General features: G+C 67.4%; 21 protein-coding genes. 7 read left to right on the forward strand and 14 right to left on the reverse strand.

What is annotated here, in order from left to right; translation table 11 throughout:
- Positions 1-95 precede the first annotated feature (95 nt).
- From queD to CQ050_RS10865, 3 genes are all read right to left on the reverse strand, one after another.
- Complete coding sequence (gene queD, locus CQ050_RS10855) at positions 96-539, reverse strand: 6-carboxytetrahydropterin synthase QueD (protein ID WP_105556828.1); 444 nt, start codon at positions 537-539, stop codon at positions 96-98.
- A 28-nt stretch (positions 540-567) separates the two neighbouring features.
- Entirely contained in the window at positions 568-1,200 is a 633-nt protein-coding gene (queE, locus tag CQ050_RS10860) for a 7-carboxy-7-deazaguanine synthase (protein ID WP_105556829.1), read from the reverse strand.
- A 128-nt stretch (positions 1,201-1,328) separates the two neighbouring features.
- The gene (locus CQ050_RS10865) at positions 1,329-1,634 is read right to left on the reverse strand and encodes an NIPSNAP family protein (RefSeq protein WP_105556902.1); all 306 of its coding nucleotides are present in this window, start codon (positions 1,632-1,634) and stop codon (positions 1,329-1,331) included.
- A gap of 146 nt (positions 1,635-1,780) precedes the next feature.
- Here CQ050_RS10865 and arfB point away from each other — a divergent pair, with 146 nt between their 5' ends.
- From arfB to CQ050_RS10880, 3 genes are all read left to right on the forward strand, one after another.
- Positions 1,781-2,197, forward strand: a complete 417-nt coding sequence (gene arfB / locus CQ050_RS10870) for an alternative ribosome rescue aminoacyl-tRNA hydrolase ArfB (RefSeq protein WP_105556830.1) — start codon at positions 1,781-1,783, stop codon at positions 2,195-2,197.
- 84 nt (positions 2,198-2,281) lie between these two features.
- A complete protein-coding gene (locus tag CQ050_RS10875) occupies positions 2,282-2,629 on the forward strand; it encodes a helix-turn-helix transcriptional regulator (protein ID WP_105556831.1) in 348 nt (115 codons plus the stop codon).
- 45 nt (positions 2,630-2,674) lie between these two features.
- The gene (locus CQ050_RS10880; protein ID WP_105556832.1) at positions 2,675-3,727 is read left to right on the forward strand and encodes an alkene reductase; all 1,053 of its coding nucleotides are present in this window, start codon (positions 2,675-2,677) and stop codon (positions 3,725-3,727) included.
- 33 nt (positions 3,728-3,760) lie between these two features.
- Here CQ050_RS10880 and CQ050_RS10885 read toward each other — a convergent pair whose 3' ends face one another.
- Positions 3,761-4,609 carry a CPBP family intramembrane glutamic endopeptidase gene (locus tag CQ050_RS10885; RefSeq protein ID WP_105556833.1) on the reverse strand — a complete coding sequence of 283 codons (849 nt, stop codon included), beginning with the start codon at positions 4,607-4,609 and terminating at the stop codon, positions 3,761-3,763.
- Positions 4,610-4,758: 149 nt separating this feature from the next.
- On the opposite strand from CQ050_RS10885, the gene CQ050_RS10890 reads away from it, so the two are divergent.
- Positions 4,759-5,133: an MAPEG family protein gene (locus CQ050_RS10890; RefSeq protein ID WP_105556834.1), complete on the forward strand. Its 375-nt coding sequence runs from the start codon at positions 4,759-4,761 to the stop codon at positions 5,131-5,133.
- A gap of 60 nt (positions 5,134-5,193) precedes the next feature.
- Here CQ050_RS10890 and CQ050_RS10895 read toward each other — a convergent pair whose 3' ends face one another.
- The 10 genes from CQ050_RS10895 to CQ050_RS10940 all read right to left on the reverse strand — a co-directional run bounded on the left by CQ050_RS10895 (position 5,194) and on the right by CQ050_RS10940 (position 15,219).
- Positions 5,194-5,628, reverse strand: a complete 435-nt coding sequence (locus tag CQ050_RS10895; protein WP_105556835.1) for a carboxypeptidase-like regulatory domain-containing protein — start codon at positions 5,626-5,628, stop codon at positions 5,194-5,196.
- Between the two features lie 62 nt (positions 5,629-5,690).
- A complete protein-coding gene (locus CQ050_RS10900; protein ID WP_105556836.1) occupies positions 5,691-6,494 on the reverse strand; it encodes an NRDE family protein in 804 nt (267 codons plus the stop codon).
- Between the two features lie 3 nt (positions 6,495-6,497).
- The gene (locus tag CQ050_RS10905) at positions 6,498-8,477 is read right to left on the reverse strand and encodes an FUSC family protein (protein WP_233213952.1); all 1,980 of its coding nucleotides are present in this window, start codon (positions 8,475-8,477) and stop codon (positions 6,498-6,500) included.
- Between the two features lie 19 nt (positions 8,478-8,496).
- A complete protein-coding gene (locus tag CQ050_RS10910; protein ID WP_105556838.1) occupies positions 8,497-8,979 on the reverse strand; it encodes a YbaK/prolyl-tRNA synthetase associated domain-containing protein in 483 nt (160 codons plus the stop codon).
- 79 nt (positions 8,980-9,058) lie between these two features.
- A complete protein-coding gene (locus CQ050_RS10915) occupies positions 9,059-9,787 on the reverse strand; it encodes a response regulator transcription factor (protein WP_105556903.1) in 729 nt (242 codons plus the stop codon).
- Between the two features lie 106 nt (positions 9,788-9,893).
- The gene (locus CQ050_RS10920; protein ID WP_105556839.1) at positions 9,894-11,363 is read right to left on the reverse strand and encodes an efflux transporter outer membrane subunit; all 1,470 of its coding nucleotides are present in this window, start codon (positions 11,361-11,363) and stop codon (positions 9,894-9,896) included.
- Between the two features lie 66 nt (positions 11,364-11,429).
- Positions 11,430-12,575, reverse strand: coding sequence for an ABC transporter permease (locus CQ050_RS10925; protein ID WP_105556840.1), 1,146 nt, complete (start codon positions 12,573-12,575; stop codon positions 11,430-11,432).
- The gene (locus CQ050_RS10930) at positions 12,572-13,555 is read right to left on the reverse strand and encodes an ABC transporter ATP-binding protein (RefSeq protein WP_233213954.1); all 984 of its coding nucleotides are present in this window, start codon (positions 13,553-13,555) and stop codon (positions 12,572-12,574) included. Before CQ050_RS10930 ends, CQ050_RS10925 begins: the two co-directional genes overlap by 4 nt.
- Positions 13,552-14,556: an HlyD family secretion protein gene (locus tag CQ050_RS10935; protein WP_105556841.1), complete on the reverse strand. Its 1,005-nt coding sequence runs from the start codon at positions 14,554-14,556 to the stop codon at positions 13,552-13,554. Before CQ050_RS10935 ends, CQ050_RS10930 begins: the two co-directional genes overlap by 4 nt.
- Before the next feature lie 12 nt (positions 14,557-14,568).
- Complete coding sequence (locus tag CQ050_RS10940; RefSeq protein ID WP_369868270.1) at positions 14,569-15,219, reverse strand: TetR/AcrR family transcriptional regulator; 651 nt, start codon at positions 15,217-15,219, stop codon at positions 14,569-14,571.
- A 229-nt stretch (positions 15,220-15,448) separates the two neighbouring features.
- On the opposite strand from CQ050_RS10940, the gene CQ050_RS10945 reads away from it, so the two are divergent.
- The 3 genes from CQ050_RS10945 to CQ050_RS10955 all read left to right on the forward strand — a co-directional run bounded on the left by CQ050_RS10945 (position 15,449) and on the right by CQ050_RS10955 (position 17,881).
- Complete coding sequence (locus CQ050_RS10945; RefSeq protein WP_105556843.1) at positions 15,449-16,486, forward strand: NADP-dependent oxidoreductase; 1,038 nt, start codon at positions 15,449-15,451, stop codon at positions 16,484-16,486.
- 21 nt (positions 16,487-16,507) lie between these two features.
- Positions 16,508-17,188, forward strand: coding sequence for a type 1 glutamine amidotransferase domain-containing protein (locus CQ050_RS10950; RefSeq protein ID WP_105556844.1), 681 nt, complete (start codon positions 16,508-16,510; stop codon positions 17,186-17,188).
- Between the two features lie 93 nt (positions 17,189-17,281).
- A complete protein-coding gene (locus tag CQ050_RS10955) occupies positions 17,282-17,881 on the forward strand; it encodes an HD-GYP domain-containing protein (RefSeq protein ID WP_105556845.1) in 600 nt (199 codons plus the stop codon).
- The last annotated feature ends 5 nt before the right edge of the window (positions 17,882-17,886 follow it).

Consider the following 17,886-nt stretch of genomic DNA (forward strand, 5'->3'; position numbering starts at 1 on the left):
CAATTGGCTAGATAGGAGCGCGGTTTTCCATCAGTGGAAAACAGGGGCGAAAAGGACGCGGGCGCGGCGCGGCAGGGCGGCCGCGCCGGGGGGCGTCAGCCGTTGCAGTCGGCCCAGCAGTTGGGCGTTTCGTACAAACGCACGCGCGTCAGGCGCAGGTCGGCGCCGTAGTGGCCGTGGTACTGCGGGGCCAGCGTGTCGAACACGATCTGGGCCAGGTTTTCGGCGGTGGGAATGCGGTCCAGCACCACCGTCTTGTGGTCCGGCAGGCTATCCAGGAAGCCGCGCACGGCCGCGTCGCCTTCATAGACCAGGAACGCGTGGTCCCAGACGTCCACGATGTGAGTCTTGGCGATGTGCTTGATCTCGGAGAAATCCATCAGCATGCCGTTATCGGATTCGCCGGGGGCTTGCACCACGTCGCCCGTCAGGGTGATTTCCAGCACATAGCGGTGGCCATGCAGATTGCGGCACTGGCTGCGGTGGTCGGGAATGCGGTGGCCGGCGTCGAATTCCAGCCTGCGGGTCACGGAAATCATCGCGTGCTCCGCAAGGCGTCGGGGTAAATCATGGAATGCCTATGTATTTGTGGGTCTGCAAACTCAGCCGCCATTGCGGATGCTGCATACAGTACTGGACGGCTTGCTGGGTATTGGCCGCGCGCGCGGGGCCATCCATGGGTTGCAGGAAAAAGTGCTCGAAATCCAGGTGCGCGAAGGTTTCGGGCAAGGCGTTGGCTTGCGGATAGACCAGCTTCAGTTCGTCGCCGCGTTCGATGACGATGGGCGCGGTGCCTTTGGGGCTGACGCAGATCCAGTCGATGCCGGCCGGCGCCTTGACGGTGCCATTGGTTTCAATGGCCACGGTAAAGCCGCGGGCATGGATCGCCATCAGCAGCGGCGCGTCCAGCTGCAGCAAGGGTTCGCCGCCGGTGAAGACCACGTAGCGGTCTTCCGTGCCGGGGCCCCACGCGGCGGCGATGGCGTCGGCCAGCAGGTCCGCCGTGGCGAACTTGCCGCCGCCTTCGCCGTCGGTGCCGATGAAGTCGGTGTCGCAGAAGGTGCAGGCGGCGCTGGCGCGGTCGCTTTCGCGGCCGGTCCAGAGATTACAGCCAGCAAACCGGCAAAATACCGCCGCGCGGCCTGCATGGGCGCCTTCGCCTTGCAGGGTCTTGAAGATTTCTTTGGCGGAATAGGTCATAAGGGGTCGTGGCGGGGTGCGGGTGGCCGGGCGCCGTAATAGTCGAGCAAAAGCGCACTATTTTACTTGCAGCGGCGCCAACGCGCCGAATGTCCCCGCGCGGCACAGGTTTTGGGGCTGCGGCCGCGTCAGCCGAAGACCGGGCGGAAGAAGCTGCGTTCGTAACTGACGATACAGTGGGTTTGCGTCGCGTAGGCATAGGCCTGCTGGCATTCGGCGTCTTTCAGGGAGTCTTGCCGGTAGGTTTCGTAGGCGGCCAGGCTGGGAAAGGAAAACAACGCCAGCGCGATATTGTTGGCGCCTTCCGACGGCATGAAATAGCCGTGATGCGTGCCGCCGAACCGCTCGACCAGCGGGATCCACATTTTCGCGTAGGTTTCGAACTCGGCGATCGCATTGGTGTCAATAACGTAGCGCAAGTAGCAGGTGATCATGGGAATGGGCTCGTAGGCGGGGTGGCACGGCAGGCGGGATGCCGGCGTGCAGGCCGGCGCATTGTAGCGACGCGCGCGCCCGGCCATCAACGGATGGGCACGCCCCGCGTCACCGGCGCTGGCTCAATCTTGTAGACTGCCGGCCTATGTTCCACATTCAAGATTCCCTTTATCTGGACGAGCGCGACCTGACGTTCACCATGATCCGTGCGCAGGGCGCGGGCGGGCAGAACGTCAACAAGGTTTCCAGCGCCGTCCATCTGCGCTTTGACGTCCGCGCGTCCAGCCTGCCGCCGGATGTCCAGGACGCGGTGTGCGCCGTCAGCGACCACCGCATCTCGAAAGAAGGCGTGATCGTCATCAAGTCGCAATCGTTTCGAAGCCAGGAAAAAAACCGGGCCGAAGCCATCGAACGGCTGATCGGCATGGTGCGTTCGGCGCTTCAGGTAGACAAGCCGCGCCGCGCCACCAAGCCTACCCGGTCCTCGCAGCGCCGCCGCGTCCAGCGCAAGGTCCAGCATGGCGAGGTCAAGCGCCTGCGCGGCCGCGTGCAGGGCGACTAGCGCCAATAGCCCCATGCGCCGCAGGGGCATGACTATATATCGAACAACATCGATATAAGATTCGATAAATTGCGATATACAAATATGACCGCATCCCCTTCAACTCCCGATCAGACCGGTGCGCAACCCGACATCGACGCCGACGCCATTCTGAAGGCGCTGGCGAACCCGGTGCGCCGCGACATCCTTGCCTGGCTGAAGACCCCACAAGCGCATTTTGAAGAGCGCCCGGGCCACAGCTTCGAGCATGGGGTGTGCGCGGGCCACATCGATCACCGCTGCGGCTTGTCGCAGTCGACCGTGTCATCGCACCTGGCCGTCTTGCAGCGCGCGGGCCTGATCTCGGCGACCAAAGTGGGGCAATGGGTCTTTTTCCGTCGCAATGAACCCGTCATTGCCGCGTTCCTGCGGCAGTTGAACCAGGATATGTAGTCAGCCCTACACATTGCGCCCATTGCCCGGGCGGAAGGATTTTGCATGAGCTCCCTGTTTGAACCCCTGCGCGTCGGCGACCTGACGCTGCGCAACCGTATCGTCATGGCGCCGTTGACCCGCCAGCGCGCAAGCGAAGGCCGCGTGCCCAGCGACTTGATGGTCGAGTACTACACCCAGCGCGCAGACGCCGGCATGATCCTGACCGAAGCCACCGCTGTCACGCCGCAGGGCGTGGGCTATGCCGATACCCCGGGCCTCTGGTCCACCGAGCAAGTGAAGGGTTGGCGCAAGGTCACGTCCGGCGTGCACGACAAGGGCGGCCTGATCCTGGCCCAGCTGTGGCACGTGGGCCGCATTTCCGACCCGGTCTTCCTGAACGGCGAACTGCCTGTTGCGCCCAGCGCCATCGCCGCCGGCGGCCATGTCAGCCTGGTGCGCCCGAAGCGCTCTTACGTCACCCCGCGCGCGCTGGAAACGTCCGAAATCCCGGGCGTGGTCGAGGCTTACCGCCACGGCGCCAAGATGGCCCAGGAATCCGGATTCGATGGCGTGGAAGTCCACGCCGCCAACGGCTACCTGCTGGACCAGTTCCTGCAAGACAGCACCAACCTGCGCACCGATCAATACGGCGGTTCGCTGGAAAACCGCGCGCGGCTGTTGCTGGAAGTAGTGGATGCATGCATCGAAGTCTGGGGCGCGGGGCGCGTGGGCGTGCATCTGTCGCCGCGCGGCGACTCGCACACGATGGGCGATTCGGATCCGGCGGCAACCTTCACCTATGTGGCGGCCGAACTGGGCAAGCGCGGCATCGCGTTCATCTGCGCGCGCGAACACGAAGGCGAAGACAGCCTGGGCCCGAAATTGAAGGCGGCGTTCGGCGGCGTCTATATCGGCAATGAACGCTATACGCGGGAATCCGCCGAGGCCGCCGTCGCGGCAGGCCGCGTCGATGCCGTGGCGTTCGGCGTGCAGTACATCGCCAACCCCGATCTGACGCGTCGCTTCAAGTTGGACGCCCCGCTGAACGCGCCGGAATCGTCCACGTTCTATTCGCAGGGCGCAGCCGGCTACACCGACTATCCGGCCTTGCCGTAACCCGGCTGCCGCCGCGCGCAAGGCCCGGCGGCGCTAGAACCCCGCGCGCATCGGATACGTGAACAAACCGAAGTGCGCGGCATTCAGGCCCAGGTGCGCCAGCACCGCGGCGGCCAGTCCACCGTAGCGGTATGCCGTGCCGTAGGCCGCGCCCGCCAGGCCGGCCAGCAATATCCATTGCCAGCCGCCAGCGTAATGCGCCAGGCCGAACAGCACGGCGGCGACGGCCACGGCGGCGCGGCCGCCCCAGGCATGGCGACGCCAACACGTGGCCAACTGCTGCTGCACGTAGCCGCGGAACAGGGCTTCCTCGGCCAGCGTGACCAGCAACGCGTTGTTGACCAGCCAGATCCAGCCGGTGTCCGGCCATTTGGGCGCCCAACCCACCACACCCAGCGCCAGCGCGGCACCCAGGCACGCCACTATGGCCGCGGCCAGCGCCAGCACGGCAGCGGCCAACGTGTTGCGCGCGCTTGCGCCCGCCATGGGCGGCGCCAACACCAGGACCACCCAGAACGCCACCAGCGGCTTGTCCAGATTCAGGTACATGCCGAATGGCACGGCATCGGGGCTGAGCGGCACGGGTGCGATAACTTGCGGATTGTGGAAGCCCGGCAGCAGATGCAGGAAAAGTGCGGCGGCCAACACCAGGAACAAGGCGTGGCCGGCCGCGCGAGCGGCGGCCCTGGACGTGGGGCGCACCCCTGCCGCTGCCAGCAACAGCAGCGCGGGCGCCGCCAGCGCCACGGGATCGATCAGGCCGTCCGTCCAGGCCCAGGCCCACGCGATGGCCAGGGGCGCCAGCGCCCAGGCGCGGGTGGCGGGCGGCCAGAGCAGGGCAGAGGAAAGGAAGAGCGCGGACCAGGGCGACAGAAGCGGCATGCGGATCGGGCAGGTTGACGCAAAGCGCAAAGTGTAAGCGCACCCGCTTGCCCAACCACGGGTTTCAGGCGACGATGCCGCTCTTGGCGGCGCAACGCCGCGTCGCACCTGACGGACTCGCGGTCCGTCTGTCCACCTGGAGCCAAATAATGAAAATGATCGCGTGGTTGATGCTGGCGGCGGCGATCCTGCCGTTCATCTCGACGATAGTCGCCAAGGCGGGCGGAAAGACATTCGACAACAACGATCCACGCGCCTGGCTGGCGCGTCAGGAAGGCTGGCGCGCGCGCGCCAATGCCGCGCAGATCAATACCTTTGAAGCGCTGCCGTTCTTCTTCGCGGCGGTGTTGTTCGCGCTATACACCCAGGCGCCGCCCGCGCATGTGGCGACGCTGATGGCCTGCTGGCTGGGCGTGCGCCTGGGCTATCTGGCCATGTATCTGGCGGGGTGGGGCGCGTTGCGTTCGCTGGTCTGGGCGATCGGCGTGGGCTTCGTGATCGCCATCCTGTTTTCGGGCGTCTAAGACCCCAGGCCGGGCCGGCTTACGGCCGGTCCCAACCGCGCGCCAGCGGCGCGATGGCGCCTACTTCCATTCGAAGACGGCGCGCGCGGTTCCCGTGGCTTGCACGGTGACGTCGCGTTCCTGGGCCTTGCCCTCGTAGGTGGCCGAGATCTTGTAGGCGCCGGCCGGCAGCTTCACCAGCATGTACGGGCCCTCGGCAGTCGTTTTCAGTACTTCCTTGCCCTGCGCGTCATGGATGGCCACGCCTACGCTGGCCACGTAGTCCGCCTTGCCGTCGCGTTGGGCGGCGAATGTCAGCGCCAGAGGGTAGTCGCCGGCGGCCGCCTTCATGGCTTCCGATTCATCAATGCCGATTCCACCGCTGACGTACTGCACCGTACCCTGGTGCTTGATCGGGGGCAACGCCGCCCGGGCGGTCGAGAGGACGCCGGCGATGGCCATGCTGCCCACCGCCATCATGGCGGCGAGGGTGCAGCGTTCAAAGCGTTTGTTCATCATGTTCTCCTGGAGGGGATGACACGGGTTTCGACCGGCATGCCCGCGCCAAGTTCGCGCGCCTAGCCGCATTCGGCCAGCATATCGCCGGAGAAGCCGCCTTGCCAGGTGAATGCCAACTGGCTTTCGCCACTGATCGAGCCGTCGGGGGCGAAGCGCCTTTCCTCAAGCTGGGCCGCGCCGTCCGCATGCAGCGCAAGGATGCTGGAACTGCGAGTGCCATAGTTGGGGCTGACAATGAACGGGCTGCTCAATAGCTTTTCGCGATCTCGCGGCAAGCCGGTCGCCGGCAGTTCGTCGTCTTGCGCGCCCTGGCGGTCCGCCAGCGCGGCAAACAGCGCTGGCATGTCGGGCTGCCGTGCATGCTGCAGCACGGCGGTGAACGCGGCCTTGGTGCGGGCAAGCTTCGGCCAGGGGGTGTCCAGCAGGTGGTTGGACAACGCGTAGATGCCGGGCGGCAGCGCACGCGGGGCGCCGTTGCGGTTACTGAAATACCAGGCCTGCCGCGCATCGCCCACGATCAGATTGAAGCCGTTATAGGCCTGGCCCGTATCGTGGACCCGGGCCAGGTATTCCCCGGGCGCCGCGCCGCCGCGCAGGAAGTCTTCGACCAGCGCGCCGCGCGAGGGCGCCGCGTCCAGGTGCCTGCCCGGTTCGCGGAAATTCGTCACCAGCGCGAAGCGGCCCGACGTGGTTGCACCCATCCAGGTGCCGCCGGCCAAGCCGTCGCGGCCGGCATAGACCTCCGGCGCATCCGGCCATTGGGCGGCAGGGTGCGTCAGGCGCGCGTGGAATTCATCGCGGTTGGCTGCGATCAGGACGGGGATGCCCGGCAAGGCATGCAGGGCCAATACGGCAAGACACATGGTTCAGACCTGGTGAATGGGGGGTTTAGGGGCGCCGGCGCCGGGCGCGGCGGCAAAATCCGGACCGGCCAGCGTGGCACGCAGCGCTTCGATTTCGGCGGCCACGTCGGCCAGCGCGGGCGATGGCGGGGTGATGGCGTCGGCGGAGACGGGCGCGCCGTGTTCGACGGCGACACTCATGGCGTGCAGCATTTCCGCCAACGCGGCCACTTGGGCGGCGCTGGGCGTGGCCTGGCCGGCGGGCAGCGACCAGGCGGTATCCGAAATGGCGTTCGCCACGCGTTCCAGCGCCACCTCCACGGGCCACCACGCCAGTGCGCGCCGGCTGACCAGACGGGGTTCGGACAGGCCGCGCTGCAACGCGATGCGCAGGTCCGACAAACGGGCATAGGCGCTGGCGCGCAGGCTGTGGCGGCTGGCGGGCGTTGCCTGGAAGACCGTGTTCAGGTACGCGGCCAGCGTGTCCATCGCGGCGGACACGGCATGGTCCAGGTTGTGGCGTTCGATGCGGATCCACGGCAGGTAGCCCACCAGCAGCACGATGCCGGCGGCAACACCCACGTCAACCAGCCGCGCCAGCGCGATGGCCCAGGTGCCGGGCTGCAGCGCCCCGATCAGCAGCATCAGGATGGGCACGAGGATGGCCGAAAACAACCCGTAATTGCGGCGGATGGACCAGGGCAGCAACGAGGCCAGCAACGCCACCGTCAGCAAGCTGGCGATGCCGCTGCGGTCCACGGCCAGCACAGTGGCGCTGATGGCCACCCCCACCACGCTGCCGCCGCAGCTTTGCAGCGCCCGTGCGAAGACCGACCCGAAGTTGGGCTTGAAAATCACCACCACGATCAGCGGCACCCAATACGACCGCGGCAACGAGGCCGCCAGCGCCACGGCCTCGGCCGCGACCAGGCACAGGCCCAGCCGGATCAGATAGCGCACCGTGGTGGGGCCGGGCCGGTAGGTGCGGACCAGCACGCGCCAGGGCGTGCGCGGACGGACAGGCGTGAGCGCGCTCAAGGGATCGGTGTCGGGCGGCTTGGCGCCATCCAGCAACGGCAGCGCCTGCGCCAGCGCGTCCGCCAATTGCGGCATGTCCGCGCGCCGCAACGCGGCGATGTCGTCGCCGGGATCGGGGTCGGCGTCGTTTTCCACGCGGTCGGCCAGCCGGTTCATGACGCGCGCGCAAGCCGGCGGCAGCACGCGGCCCGCGCGCGCCAGCGATAACGCGGCGTTGGTCAGCGGCGTGCAAGCCTGCAGTTGCGCCGCCAGCCGGGATAGCCGTGGCGACGGGCCGGCGGCGCGGCCGCGGGCGGCCAGCACGGTGTCGTAGGCCGTGGTCATGGCCGCCTCCATGTCACGGCGCGCCGCCATGGTGCGCGAGGTGCCGATGGCGGCGAACATCGCGGCCAGCTTCCGATAGGCCAGCGCGACGGCGGCGCGTTCGGGCGCGATGGGGTTGACAACCCAGCCCGACAGGGTCAGCGCCAGGCCGAACAGTCCGCCAACGCCCACCAGCACCGACGGCATCCAGGGCGGCAGGGGCGAGGTCAGGCTGGCGCCCACGATGACATACACCGCGAATTGCAGCGTCGCCACGGCGGCGATGTTATTGAACGTGCCGACCAGGCTGGCGATCAGGACCAGCACGGTCATGGCGGCCGATGTCAGCAGACCATGTCCGGCCACCAGGTTGCCCAGCAGGTAGCCCAGCGCGCCGCCCAAAACGGTCGACCCGATGGACAACGCCCGGTTGCGGTAGGGGCCGCCGTTATCGCCGGTGATGGCGGGTAGCGCGCCCAGGGCCACCAGCGCGGCGGCCGCGCTTTGGTCCAACGCCAGCCCCACGGCCGAGGGCAGGCCAATGGCCAGGGCGGCGCGCAGCGCCACCCAACGGCTGACGGGCGACGGCTCCATATGCGCCAGGCTCATCAGCCATCGCATGTTCGACGTGCGCGCGCCTCGGCGGTTCAGGGGGCGGGACACGGCAGCCTCATGGGGCGGATCAGGCCTTGATCAGGGGGGCGACTTGCGGCGCGGCCAGCCGGAAGTAGTCTTCCGTGTTCAGCAGGATGGACGCGTCCAGGCGCCCGGCGTTGAACACGATTTCGTCGTGGCGGTCGCGCAGGCTGGGATCCACCAGCAGATGCAGGTCGGGATTGAAGGAAAACGGAGGAATGGCGCCGATCTCGCAGCCGGTCAATTCGCGCGCCAGATCCTGCGAGGCCAGCGATGCCTTCTTGCCGCCGGCTGCCCGCGCAATTGCGTCCAGGTCGGCCTGCTTGTCGGCGGGAAACACGGCCAGCACGTTCCTGCGCTGGTTGGACGAGATCTTCACGCGGCAGACCAGCGCCTTGGCGCCCTGGCTGACGGCGGTGCCGCGGATGGCGGCGACTTCAACCGAGCGGCCGGCCGCGGGGTGTTCGATCAGGCGGTGGCGGGCCTGGTTCAGGGCAAGCAGCGCTTGCAGGCGTTCAAAGACTTCCATGTCGGGGTGGCGAAGCTGAGAGAGGCGGCGCCGGGAGTCGACGCGGCACACACCGCATGATACGCCCGCGCAGAGGCGCTCAGATCTCTCCGGTGAAAGCGTACCCCCATCCCCACACGGTGCGAATCGGCAGCGCAATGTTCATGTCTTGCGCCTTGCGCCGCAAGCGGCTGACAACCACGTCGGTACGGCGGATGGATTCGCGGCCTGCTTGCGGATCGATGCCAGGGGGATCGCTGCGCGGCAAGCGCTTATCGGCGGACGCGGTCAGTTTCAGCAGGAATTCGCGCTCGGCCAGCGTCAGCGCCAGGCGCGCGCCTTGCGGGCTGACGAGCGTCCAGGCCGCGTCATGGAATTGCCATTTGCCCGCGGCATCGCCGGACGCAGCCGTGGCGGGCGGGCGCGGCTCCGCGTCGGCGGGCGCGCGGCGGCCGGCCGTGGCGGGTACCCGCCGCACCAGGGCTTGCAACGCCGCGGCGATTTCCGCCGTGGCCACGTCGGGCTGGAAGCAGGCGTCGGCGCCGCAATGCAGCCCCAGGATGCGGTTTTCCGGAGAGTCGAAGGCAGAGACGGCGACGATGCCAGCGGTCGTGTCCATGGCCCGCAGACCTGCGACGGCCATGCAGAGATCGGACAATTCGGCTTCCATCACCAACAGCGGCGTGCGGCGAGCCTGGAACAGGCGAAACAAGCCGTTGGAGTCTTCGCAACGGCGCGGTGAGAATCCCATGCCCGCCAGCGCGTCGCTGCGGCGAACGCGTTGGTCGGGATCAGGCGAGAAGACGATCAGGTCTAGTAGGTCATTCATGAATCGTAGGGATCTGTGCAGCTTGAGCGCTTGCATGATGCTACGGATACATCGAATTCCTAAACCTCGCACAACGCCCGTTTCGTACCCGAATTCTCAGACATGATCAGGGGACCGCTGTTACGCGCTTGCCCAAAGGGTCCGTGGCAGGGGGCGTGGCGGGTTCATTCCACCAGCCGCCGCCCAGCGCTTGCAGCAGCGCGGCGGTATCCGCGTAGCGCGCCGCATCGGCTTCGGTGCGGGCGACGCGGGTCTGCAACAGCTGGCGCTGGCTGTCCAGCAGGCTCAGATGGCTGATGCCGCCCGCCTGGTAGCGGCCTTGCGCGATGCGTTCGGCGTCCGCCGCGCGGCGCCAGGCGTCGTCGTAGGCCTGGTAGGCTTGGGCGTCTGTCTGCACGGCACGCAAGGCGTCCGCGACCTGACGGAAACCGTCCAGCACGGTCTGCCGGTACGCCGCCGCGGCGGCATCGTAGGCGGCCTCGGCCGACCGTTTGCGGGCGCGGAGTTCACCGCCGCGAAATAACGGTTGCACCAGGCCCAGCCCCAGGTTCCACACGTTCACGCCGTCGGACAGATCGCCCGCTCGGGTGCGTTGCGAGCCGAAGCTGGCGGTCAGGGTGAACTGGGGGTACTGGTTGGCCGTGGCGACGCCGACATCGGCCGACGCCCTGTGCCACAGCGCTTCGGCTGCCAGGATGTCTGGCCGCTGGCGCGTCAGCGCGGAGGGCACGCCGGTGGGAATGCTGGCGGGCAGCGTCAGGTCCGCCAGTCGCAGCGGCGCGATGTCCAACGCCGCGGGCGGCTGGCCCAGGTAGACGGCCAATTGGTGCGTGACCTGCGCCAGTTGCTTGTCCAGCGGCGGCAGGGTGGCACGCGTTTGGGCGACCAGCAGTTCCTGGTTGCGCAGGTTGGCCTCGGCGATGCCACCGGCCGCCAGCCGTTGCCGCATGATGTCCTGCTGGCGCAACTGGGCGTCCAGCAATTCGCGGGTGGCGGCCAGGCGTTCGGACAGGTCGGCCTGGCGGATGGCCGCCGTCACGACGTTCGCAGCCAGCGACATGCGCGCGGCCTGCAATTCGTGCGCCCGGTAATCCACCTGCGCCGCCATGCCCTCCAGCGCCCGCCGGTTGCCGCCGAACAGGTCCAGCGTGTAGGACACATCGATCGACGCGTTGTACAGCGTGAACGGGGGCGGCAGCTCGGAAACCGGTACGCCATACGCGGACGGGTCCACTTTCTGGCGCGCCGCGGACACGTTGGCGTCCACCGAGGGCAACAGGCGCCCGCCGGTTTCGACGTTCAGGTCCTCGGTGGCCTGTCGCAAGCTGGCGCGCGCCTGTTCCAGCGTCGGGTTGGCGTCCAGCGCCTGGCGCACCAGTTGGTCCAGCGCCTCGGAGTGGAACAGCCGCCACCATTGCGCCGGGATGTCGGCGCCAGCCTGCAACTGCTGGCCGCCGGCTGCGGCGCCTGCCTCGGGCTGCGCGGTATAGGCGGCAACGTCGGGCGCGGCCGGAGAGGTGAAGTCGGGCCCGACCGCGCACCCCGATACCAGCGTAAACAGGCTCAGGGCGGCCATCACCGGGCGGCGGCGGGGTAGCGGACGGGAATCGGAAAGCAATGGGGCTAGGCGGGACATGGCGCGTCAATCCAGGGTTCGGCGGTAGAACTTCACGGCGGCGGTCATGACGACGACGGTGAAGAGCATCAGCGGCCAGATGCTGGGCCACAGGTCCCACCAGCCGTTGCCTTTGAGCAGGATGCCGCGGATCAGCCGGTTGAAGTGCGTCAGCGGCAGCAGATTGCCCAGGTACTGCGCCCACATGGGCATGCCCTGGAACGGGAACATGAAGCCGGACAGCAGCATGTTGGGCAGGAAATAGAACATGGTGAGCTGCATGGCCTGCAACTGGTTCTGCGCCAGCGACGACAGCGTGATGCCCACCGTCAGGTTGGCGGCCACGAACAACAGCGCGGCCAGGTAGACGGACAGCAGGCTGCCCAGGATCGGCACATGGAAGACGAAGTGCGCGGCCAGCAGGATGATGGTGGCCTGGATCAGCCCGATCGCGATGTAGGGCACGATCTTGCCCGTCATCACCTCGATCGGGCGCACGGGCATCGACAGCAGGTTCTCCATCGTGCCGCGTTCGCGTTCACGGGTCATGGCAAGGCCGGTCATCATCACCAGCGTCATCGTCAGAATCACGCCCATCAACCCGGGCACCGTGTTGTATTGCGAGATCTGCTCTTCGTTATAGAGCCGGTGCACGCGCACGTCGAAGGCCGGCTGTCCGCCCGCCAGCCCCGCCAGCGGCCCGGTCAGGTCTTTTTGCGTCACGGCCTGCGTCAATTGGGTGGCCGCGCCGATGGCCATGCCGGTGGCCATGGGGTCGGTGGCGTCGGCCTCGATCAGCAGGGCGGGGCGTTCGCCGCGCAACAGCCGGCGCGAAAAATCGGGCGGTATCGTCACGACGAACAGCAGGCGGCCCTGGGCCAGCGCCGCGCGCCCGGCTTCCTCGTTGTCCAGCTCTTCCGTGATGTGGAAGTAGTCCGACGACTTCATCGCCGCGACGAAGCTGCGCGTGAACGGGCTGTGGTCGGCCGTGATGACGGCCGTGGGCATCTGTTTGGGATCGGTGTTGATGGCGTAACCGAACAAGGCCAGCTGCATGATAGGCAGCCCCACGATCATGCCGAAGGTGATGCGGTCGCGGCGCAGTTGCAGGAATTCCTTTAGCACCATGCTCCACCACCGCGCCCACGAAAAGCCTTGCAAATGGCGCATCATGACGGGCTCGCGAAGTTGTCGGTGGACCGGTTCATCAAGTAGATGAAAACGTCTTCCAGGCTGGTGTCGATCCGCTCCAGCCGCAAGTCCTGGCCATCGATGGCGCTGCGCAGCGTCTGTTCCAGCTGCCCGGCGTCCTGGCCGCTGACATGCAGCGCCGACCCGAACGCCACGGTCTGGTCCACGCCCGGCGCGCCGCGCAGCCGCTGGCCCAGCGGCACGAGGTTATGGCCATGGATGGCCCAGGTGGTCAGACGCTGTTCGGCGATCACTTCTTCCGCGGTGCCCTGGGTCAGCAACCTGCCGTACGAGATATAGGCCAGCTTGTGGCAGCGTTCGGCCTCGTCCATGTAGTGCGTGCTGACCAGCACCGAGATGCCGCGCGCGGCCAGCTCGTGCAACTGTTCCCAGAAGTCGCGCCGCGCGGTCGGGTCCACGCCGGCCGTCGGCTCGTCCAGCAGCAGCAGGCGCGGCTCGTGCAGCAGGCAAGCGGCCAACGCCAGCCGCTGCTTCCATCCCCCCGACAGCGATCCCGTCAGTTGGCTGGCGCGGCTGTGCAGCCCCAGGTCTTCCAGCGCACGGTCCACCGTTTCCTTGCGGCGCGGCATGCCGTACATCCGCGCGACGAAATCCAGGTTTTCGCGGATCGTCAGGTCGTCCCAGTACGAGAACTTCTGCGTCATGTAGCCCACGTGCCGCTTGATTTCGGCGCTTTCTTGCAGGATGTCGTAGCCCAGGCAAGTGCCGCTGCCCGAATCCGGCGTGAGCAGGCCGCACATCAGGCGGATGCTGGTGGTCTTGCCGCTGCCGTTGGGGCCCAGGAAGCCGAAGATCTCGCCTTCACGCACGCGCAGCGACACGTCGTTGACGACGTGCTTGTCGCCAAAGTGCTTGTTCAGCCCGTGCACGTCGATGACGGCGGCGCGGGCGTCGCGATCGGCGCTGGGGGAATCGGCGGCGGCAGCGGGTGGCGTGCTCATTGCAGCATGGCCTCGACGGGTTGGCCCGGATGCAGCCGCGTGGCGACGTCCTGGGCCGGCCGGGCTTCTATCATGTAGACCAGCTTGCTGCGGCTTTCGCGGCTGTAGATGACGGGCGGCGTGTACTCGGCCTGGTTCGATACGTAGTCGATGCGCACCGGTATCGGGTCGCCGCAGCCGTCGCAGCGCAGGCTGGCCTGCTGGCCGGCCTTCAACGACCCCACCACGGTTTCCGGCACGAAGAACCGGACCTTGATATTGCCGGGCGGCAGCAGGCTGACGACGGGGCTGCCCGCAGGCACCCATTCGCCCACGCGGTACATCGTGTCGAAAACCTGACCGGCCGCCGGGGCGCTCAACTGCTTTTGCGCGAGCGTCCATTCGGCCTGGGCCAGCGTCGCGCGGGCGGCGTCCACCTGCGCGGCCTGGGCGCGCCGCTGGTCTTCGCGCCCGGGCAGGGCGGCAACGTCCAGCTGCGCGCGCAGTTCGCGCACGCGGGCCGCGTCCGACTGCGCCTGTTCACGGCTGTCGTCCAACTGCGCCCGCGCGATACCGCCGATGCGGAACTGCGCGTTATCGCGTTGCAACTGCGCCGCCGACCGGCGGCTGGCGGCTTCGGCCTGCGCCAGCTGGGCGCGGCTGACGTCCACTTCGGGTGGCCGTTTGCCGGTGGCGATGTCTTGCAGCTGCGCCGTGGCCGCGGCCAACTGTGCGCTGGCCTGGTCGCGGGCGGCGCGTTCGCGCGTGGCATCAAGCGTGAACAACGGCGCATCCGCCGACACTTGCTGCCCGCGTTTGACCGACAACGCATCTAGCCGGCCGGCCTCGGACGAGGCCACGTACACGTAGTCGCCTTCCACGTAGCCTTGATAGAAGGGCGCGGGGTCCTTGCCGCATCCGGCCAGCAGCAGGGTCAATAGCAAGGCCAGCGGCAGGGTTGCCCGGCGGGCCAGGCGCGGCAGGTCTGGCGGCAAACGAAGTGAAGCGGGACGGGTTCGCATGGTCGGCGTCTTTCAGGCAGAGGCGGAAGGCGGGGAGGGCGGCAAGAACAATCCGCCGGTCAGCATGGCGATGGCGTGCGCGGCGATCGCCTCGGTATCGATGGCCTGCGCTTGCGCGTCGCCTTGCCAGATGCGGCGCCACAGGCTGGAGGTTGCCAGCGGCAGCAACGTCAGCCCCAGGATGGACAGGAATACCAGGCGAGGCTCGACGCCCGGCGTGATGGCGCCCAGGCGCTGGGCCTGGCCGATCAGCCCGGCAAAGGCCTGCAAGCGCCCGGACGGCAAATGCGGCAGCACGCGTTCGCGAAGCTGGCCGCCTTCGTTGACGACTTCATGCATCCACAAGGCCGGCAGCCAGGGCCGCTCAGTGGCGCTTTGCACGATCCGGTTCACGATTTCCACCAGATAGCCGCGCGCGGCGGCCGCCGGGTCCTGATTGGCGTCCGGGTCCCCGGCCAACGGCACCGGCGCCCAGACGTAGCCGATGACCGGCAAAACCCGCTCTTGCACGACGGCGTCGATCAGCTGGTCGCGGCTTTTGAAGTAGTAGTGCACCATCGCCGGCGTCACGGCGGCACGCTGCGCGATGTGGGCGATGGTGGTGGCGGCCACGCCCTGCGACGCGAACAGGCCCGTGGCAATGTCCAGGAGCTGGGCGCGCATGGCGGCGTTGTCGGGGCGCGCGGGGCGGCCTGGGCGGCGCGGGGCGGGAAGCGGGGAAGGGCACATGGCGCATAGTTTAATTAAATATTTAATTAATTAAAAGACGGCGCATTGGCAGGGTTTCCGGGCAGGGCGGCGGACAAGGGTGGTGTAATGGTCCGGTTCCCCAACTTGCCACCCGGGTTTTGCCCGCAAGGCCCGGGCGGCTTCCTGTAGGAGGCTGGACTTCATGCCGCAATCATCGTCGATCAATCGCCGTATCGTGCTGGCTTCGCGCCCGCATGGCGAACCCGCAGACAGCGATTTCCGTCTGGAAACAAGCGACGTCCCGCAGCCCGGCCCCGGCCAGGTGCTGCTGCGCACCGTGTATCTGTCGCTGGACCCCTATATGCGCGGCCGCATGAGCGATGCGCCGTCCTACGCCGAACCCGTGCAGATTGGCCAACCGATGGTGGGCGGCACCGTGACGCGGGTCCACGCGTCCAACCATCCCGACTATCAACCCGGCGAATGGGTGCTGGCCCAATCCGGCTGGCAGGATTTTGCCGTGTCCGACGGCACGGGCCTGCTGCGCCTGGGCGCCAATCCGCAGCATCCGTCCTATTCGCTGGGTGTGCTGGGCATGCCCGGTTTCACGGGCTACATGGGCTTGCTGGACATCGGCCGGCCCAAGGCCGGTGAAACCGTGGTGGTGGCCGCGGCCAGCGGCGCGGTGGGCGCGGTGGTGGGGCAGATCGCCAAGATCCACGGCTGCAAGGTCGTGGGCATCGCGGGCGGCGCCGACAAATGCCGCTACGTCGTCGATGAGCTGGGTTTCGACGACTGCCTGGACCACAAAGCGCCCGACCTGCCTGGCCGCCTGGCGCGCGCCGTTCCGCAAGGCATCGACATCTACTTCGAAAACGTGGGCGGCGCGGTGTTCGATGCCGTCCTGCCGCTGTTGAACCCGCGCGCCCGCGTGCCGGTCTGCGGGCTGATCTCGGCCTACAACGCCACCAGCCAGCCCGAGGGACCGGACCGCCTGGCGCTGCTGATGCGCACCATCCTGACCAAGCGGCTGACGTTCCAGGGCTTCATCATCTTCAACGAATACGCGCACCGCTACGGCGAATTCCGCGAGGCCATGGAAGACTTGATCGGGCAAGGCCGCATCAAGTACCGCGAGGACGTGGTCGAAGGGCTGGAGAATGCGCCGCGCGGCCTGATGGGGCTGCTGAAGGGCGAGAACGCCGGCAAGCGCATCGTGCGCGTCGGCCCGGATCAATAGCGCCACGCAACGGAGCGCAATATGAAAATCCTGATCGTGCTGACTTCGCATGACACGCTGGGCAACACCGGCCGCAAGACGGGCTTCTGGCTGGAAGAGTTTGCCGCGCCGTACTACGCCTTCGTCGATGCGGGCGCCACGGTGACGCTGGCGTCGCCCCTGGGCGGCCAGCCGCCACTGGACCCCAAGAGCGACGACCCGGACGCACAGACCGACGACACGCGGCGCTTTCGCCAGGACGTCGATGCGCAGCGCCGGTTGGCGTCGACCTTGCGGCTTGCGGATGTGCAGGCCGCCGACTACGACGCGGTGTTCTATCCAGGGGGCCATGGTCCGCTATGGGACCTGGCCGAAGACGCCAAGTCGGTGGGCCTGATCGAGACCATGCTGGCCGCGGGCAAGCCCGTGGCCGCGGTGTGCCATGCGCCCGGCCTGCTGCGCCACGCCAAGACCGCCGACGGCAAGCCGCTGGTGCAGGGGCGTCAGGTCACCGGTTTTTCCAATGCGGAAGAAGCGGCGGTGCAATTGACCGACGTCGTGCCGTTCCTGGTCGAAGACGAACTGATCCGGCTGGGGGGCTTGTACCGCAGCGGGCCCGACTGGCAGCCGCACGTGGTCACCGATGGATTGCTGGTCACGGGGCAGAATCCGGCCTCTTCCGTGGGCGTGGCGCAAGCTTTGCTGGAACGGTTGAAGAGCTGACACGGTTCGCCAGGATGGCTTCGCAGTGTGTCAGAATTGCTACTTTCTGACACACTGCGTGCCGTTCCGCTGCAACGCCACGCATCTTTCCTGATGCCCCCAGACGTACCCGAATACCCCGTTGGTTCCTGCGAGGCCGCGCTGTTTGCCGCCATGCAGGCGCGTGACCCGGCCACGGGCCGACACTGCGACCGGGTGGTCGCGCTGAGTGTGGCGCTGGCCCAGGCTTGCGGGCTGCCCGAATCCGAGCAAGCCGTCGTGGCCGTCGCCGCCAGACTGCACGACATCGGCAAGATCGGCACGCCCGACCGCGTGCTGTTTTCCCCCAAGCGCCTGGATGCCGACGATTGGGAAATCATGAAATCGCATGCCGCCACCGGCGCCGACATCATCATGCAAAGCGCGATGCCGCAACGCGACCTGATCGCGCATGCCGTGCGCCATCATCACGAACACTTCGACGGTTGCGGCTATCCGGCAGGGTTGTCGGGGCACGATATCCCGCTGCATTCGCGCATCATTTCGCTAGCGGATTCCTACGACGCGCTGGGCGATACGCGGCCCTATCACCCGGCGCGTTCGCACGCCGAGATCATGCGTATCCTGAACCGCGAGGCCGGATCCAAGTCCGATCCGGACCTGCTGCGGCTGTTCGAAGCGATGATGTTGAAAAGCCCGTTGCGCGTGCCATAGCGGCA

The sequence above is a fragment of the Achromobacter sp. MYb9 genome (genome assembly GCF_002975275.1).
Classification (GTDB): Bacteria; Pseudomonadota; Gammaproteobacteria; order Burkholderiales; family Burkholderiaceae_B; genus Achromobacter.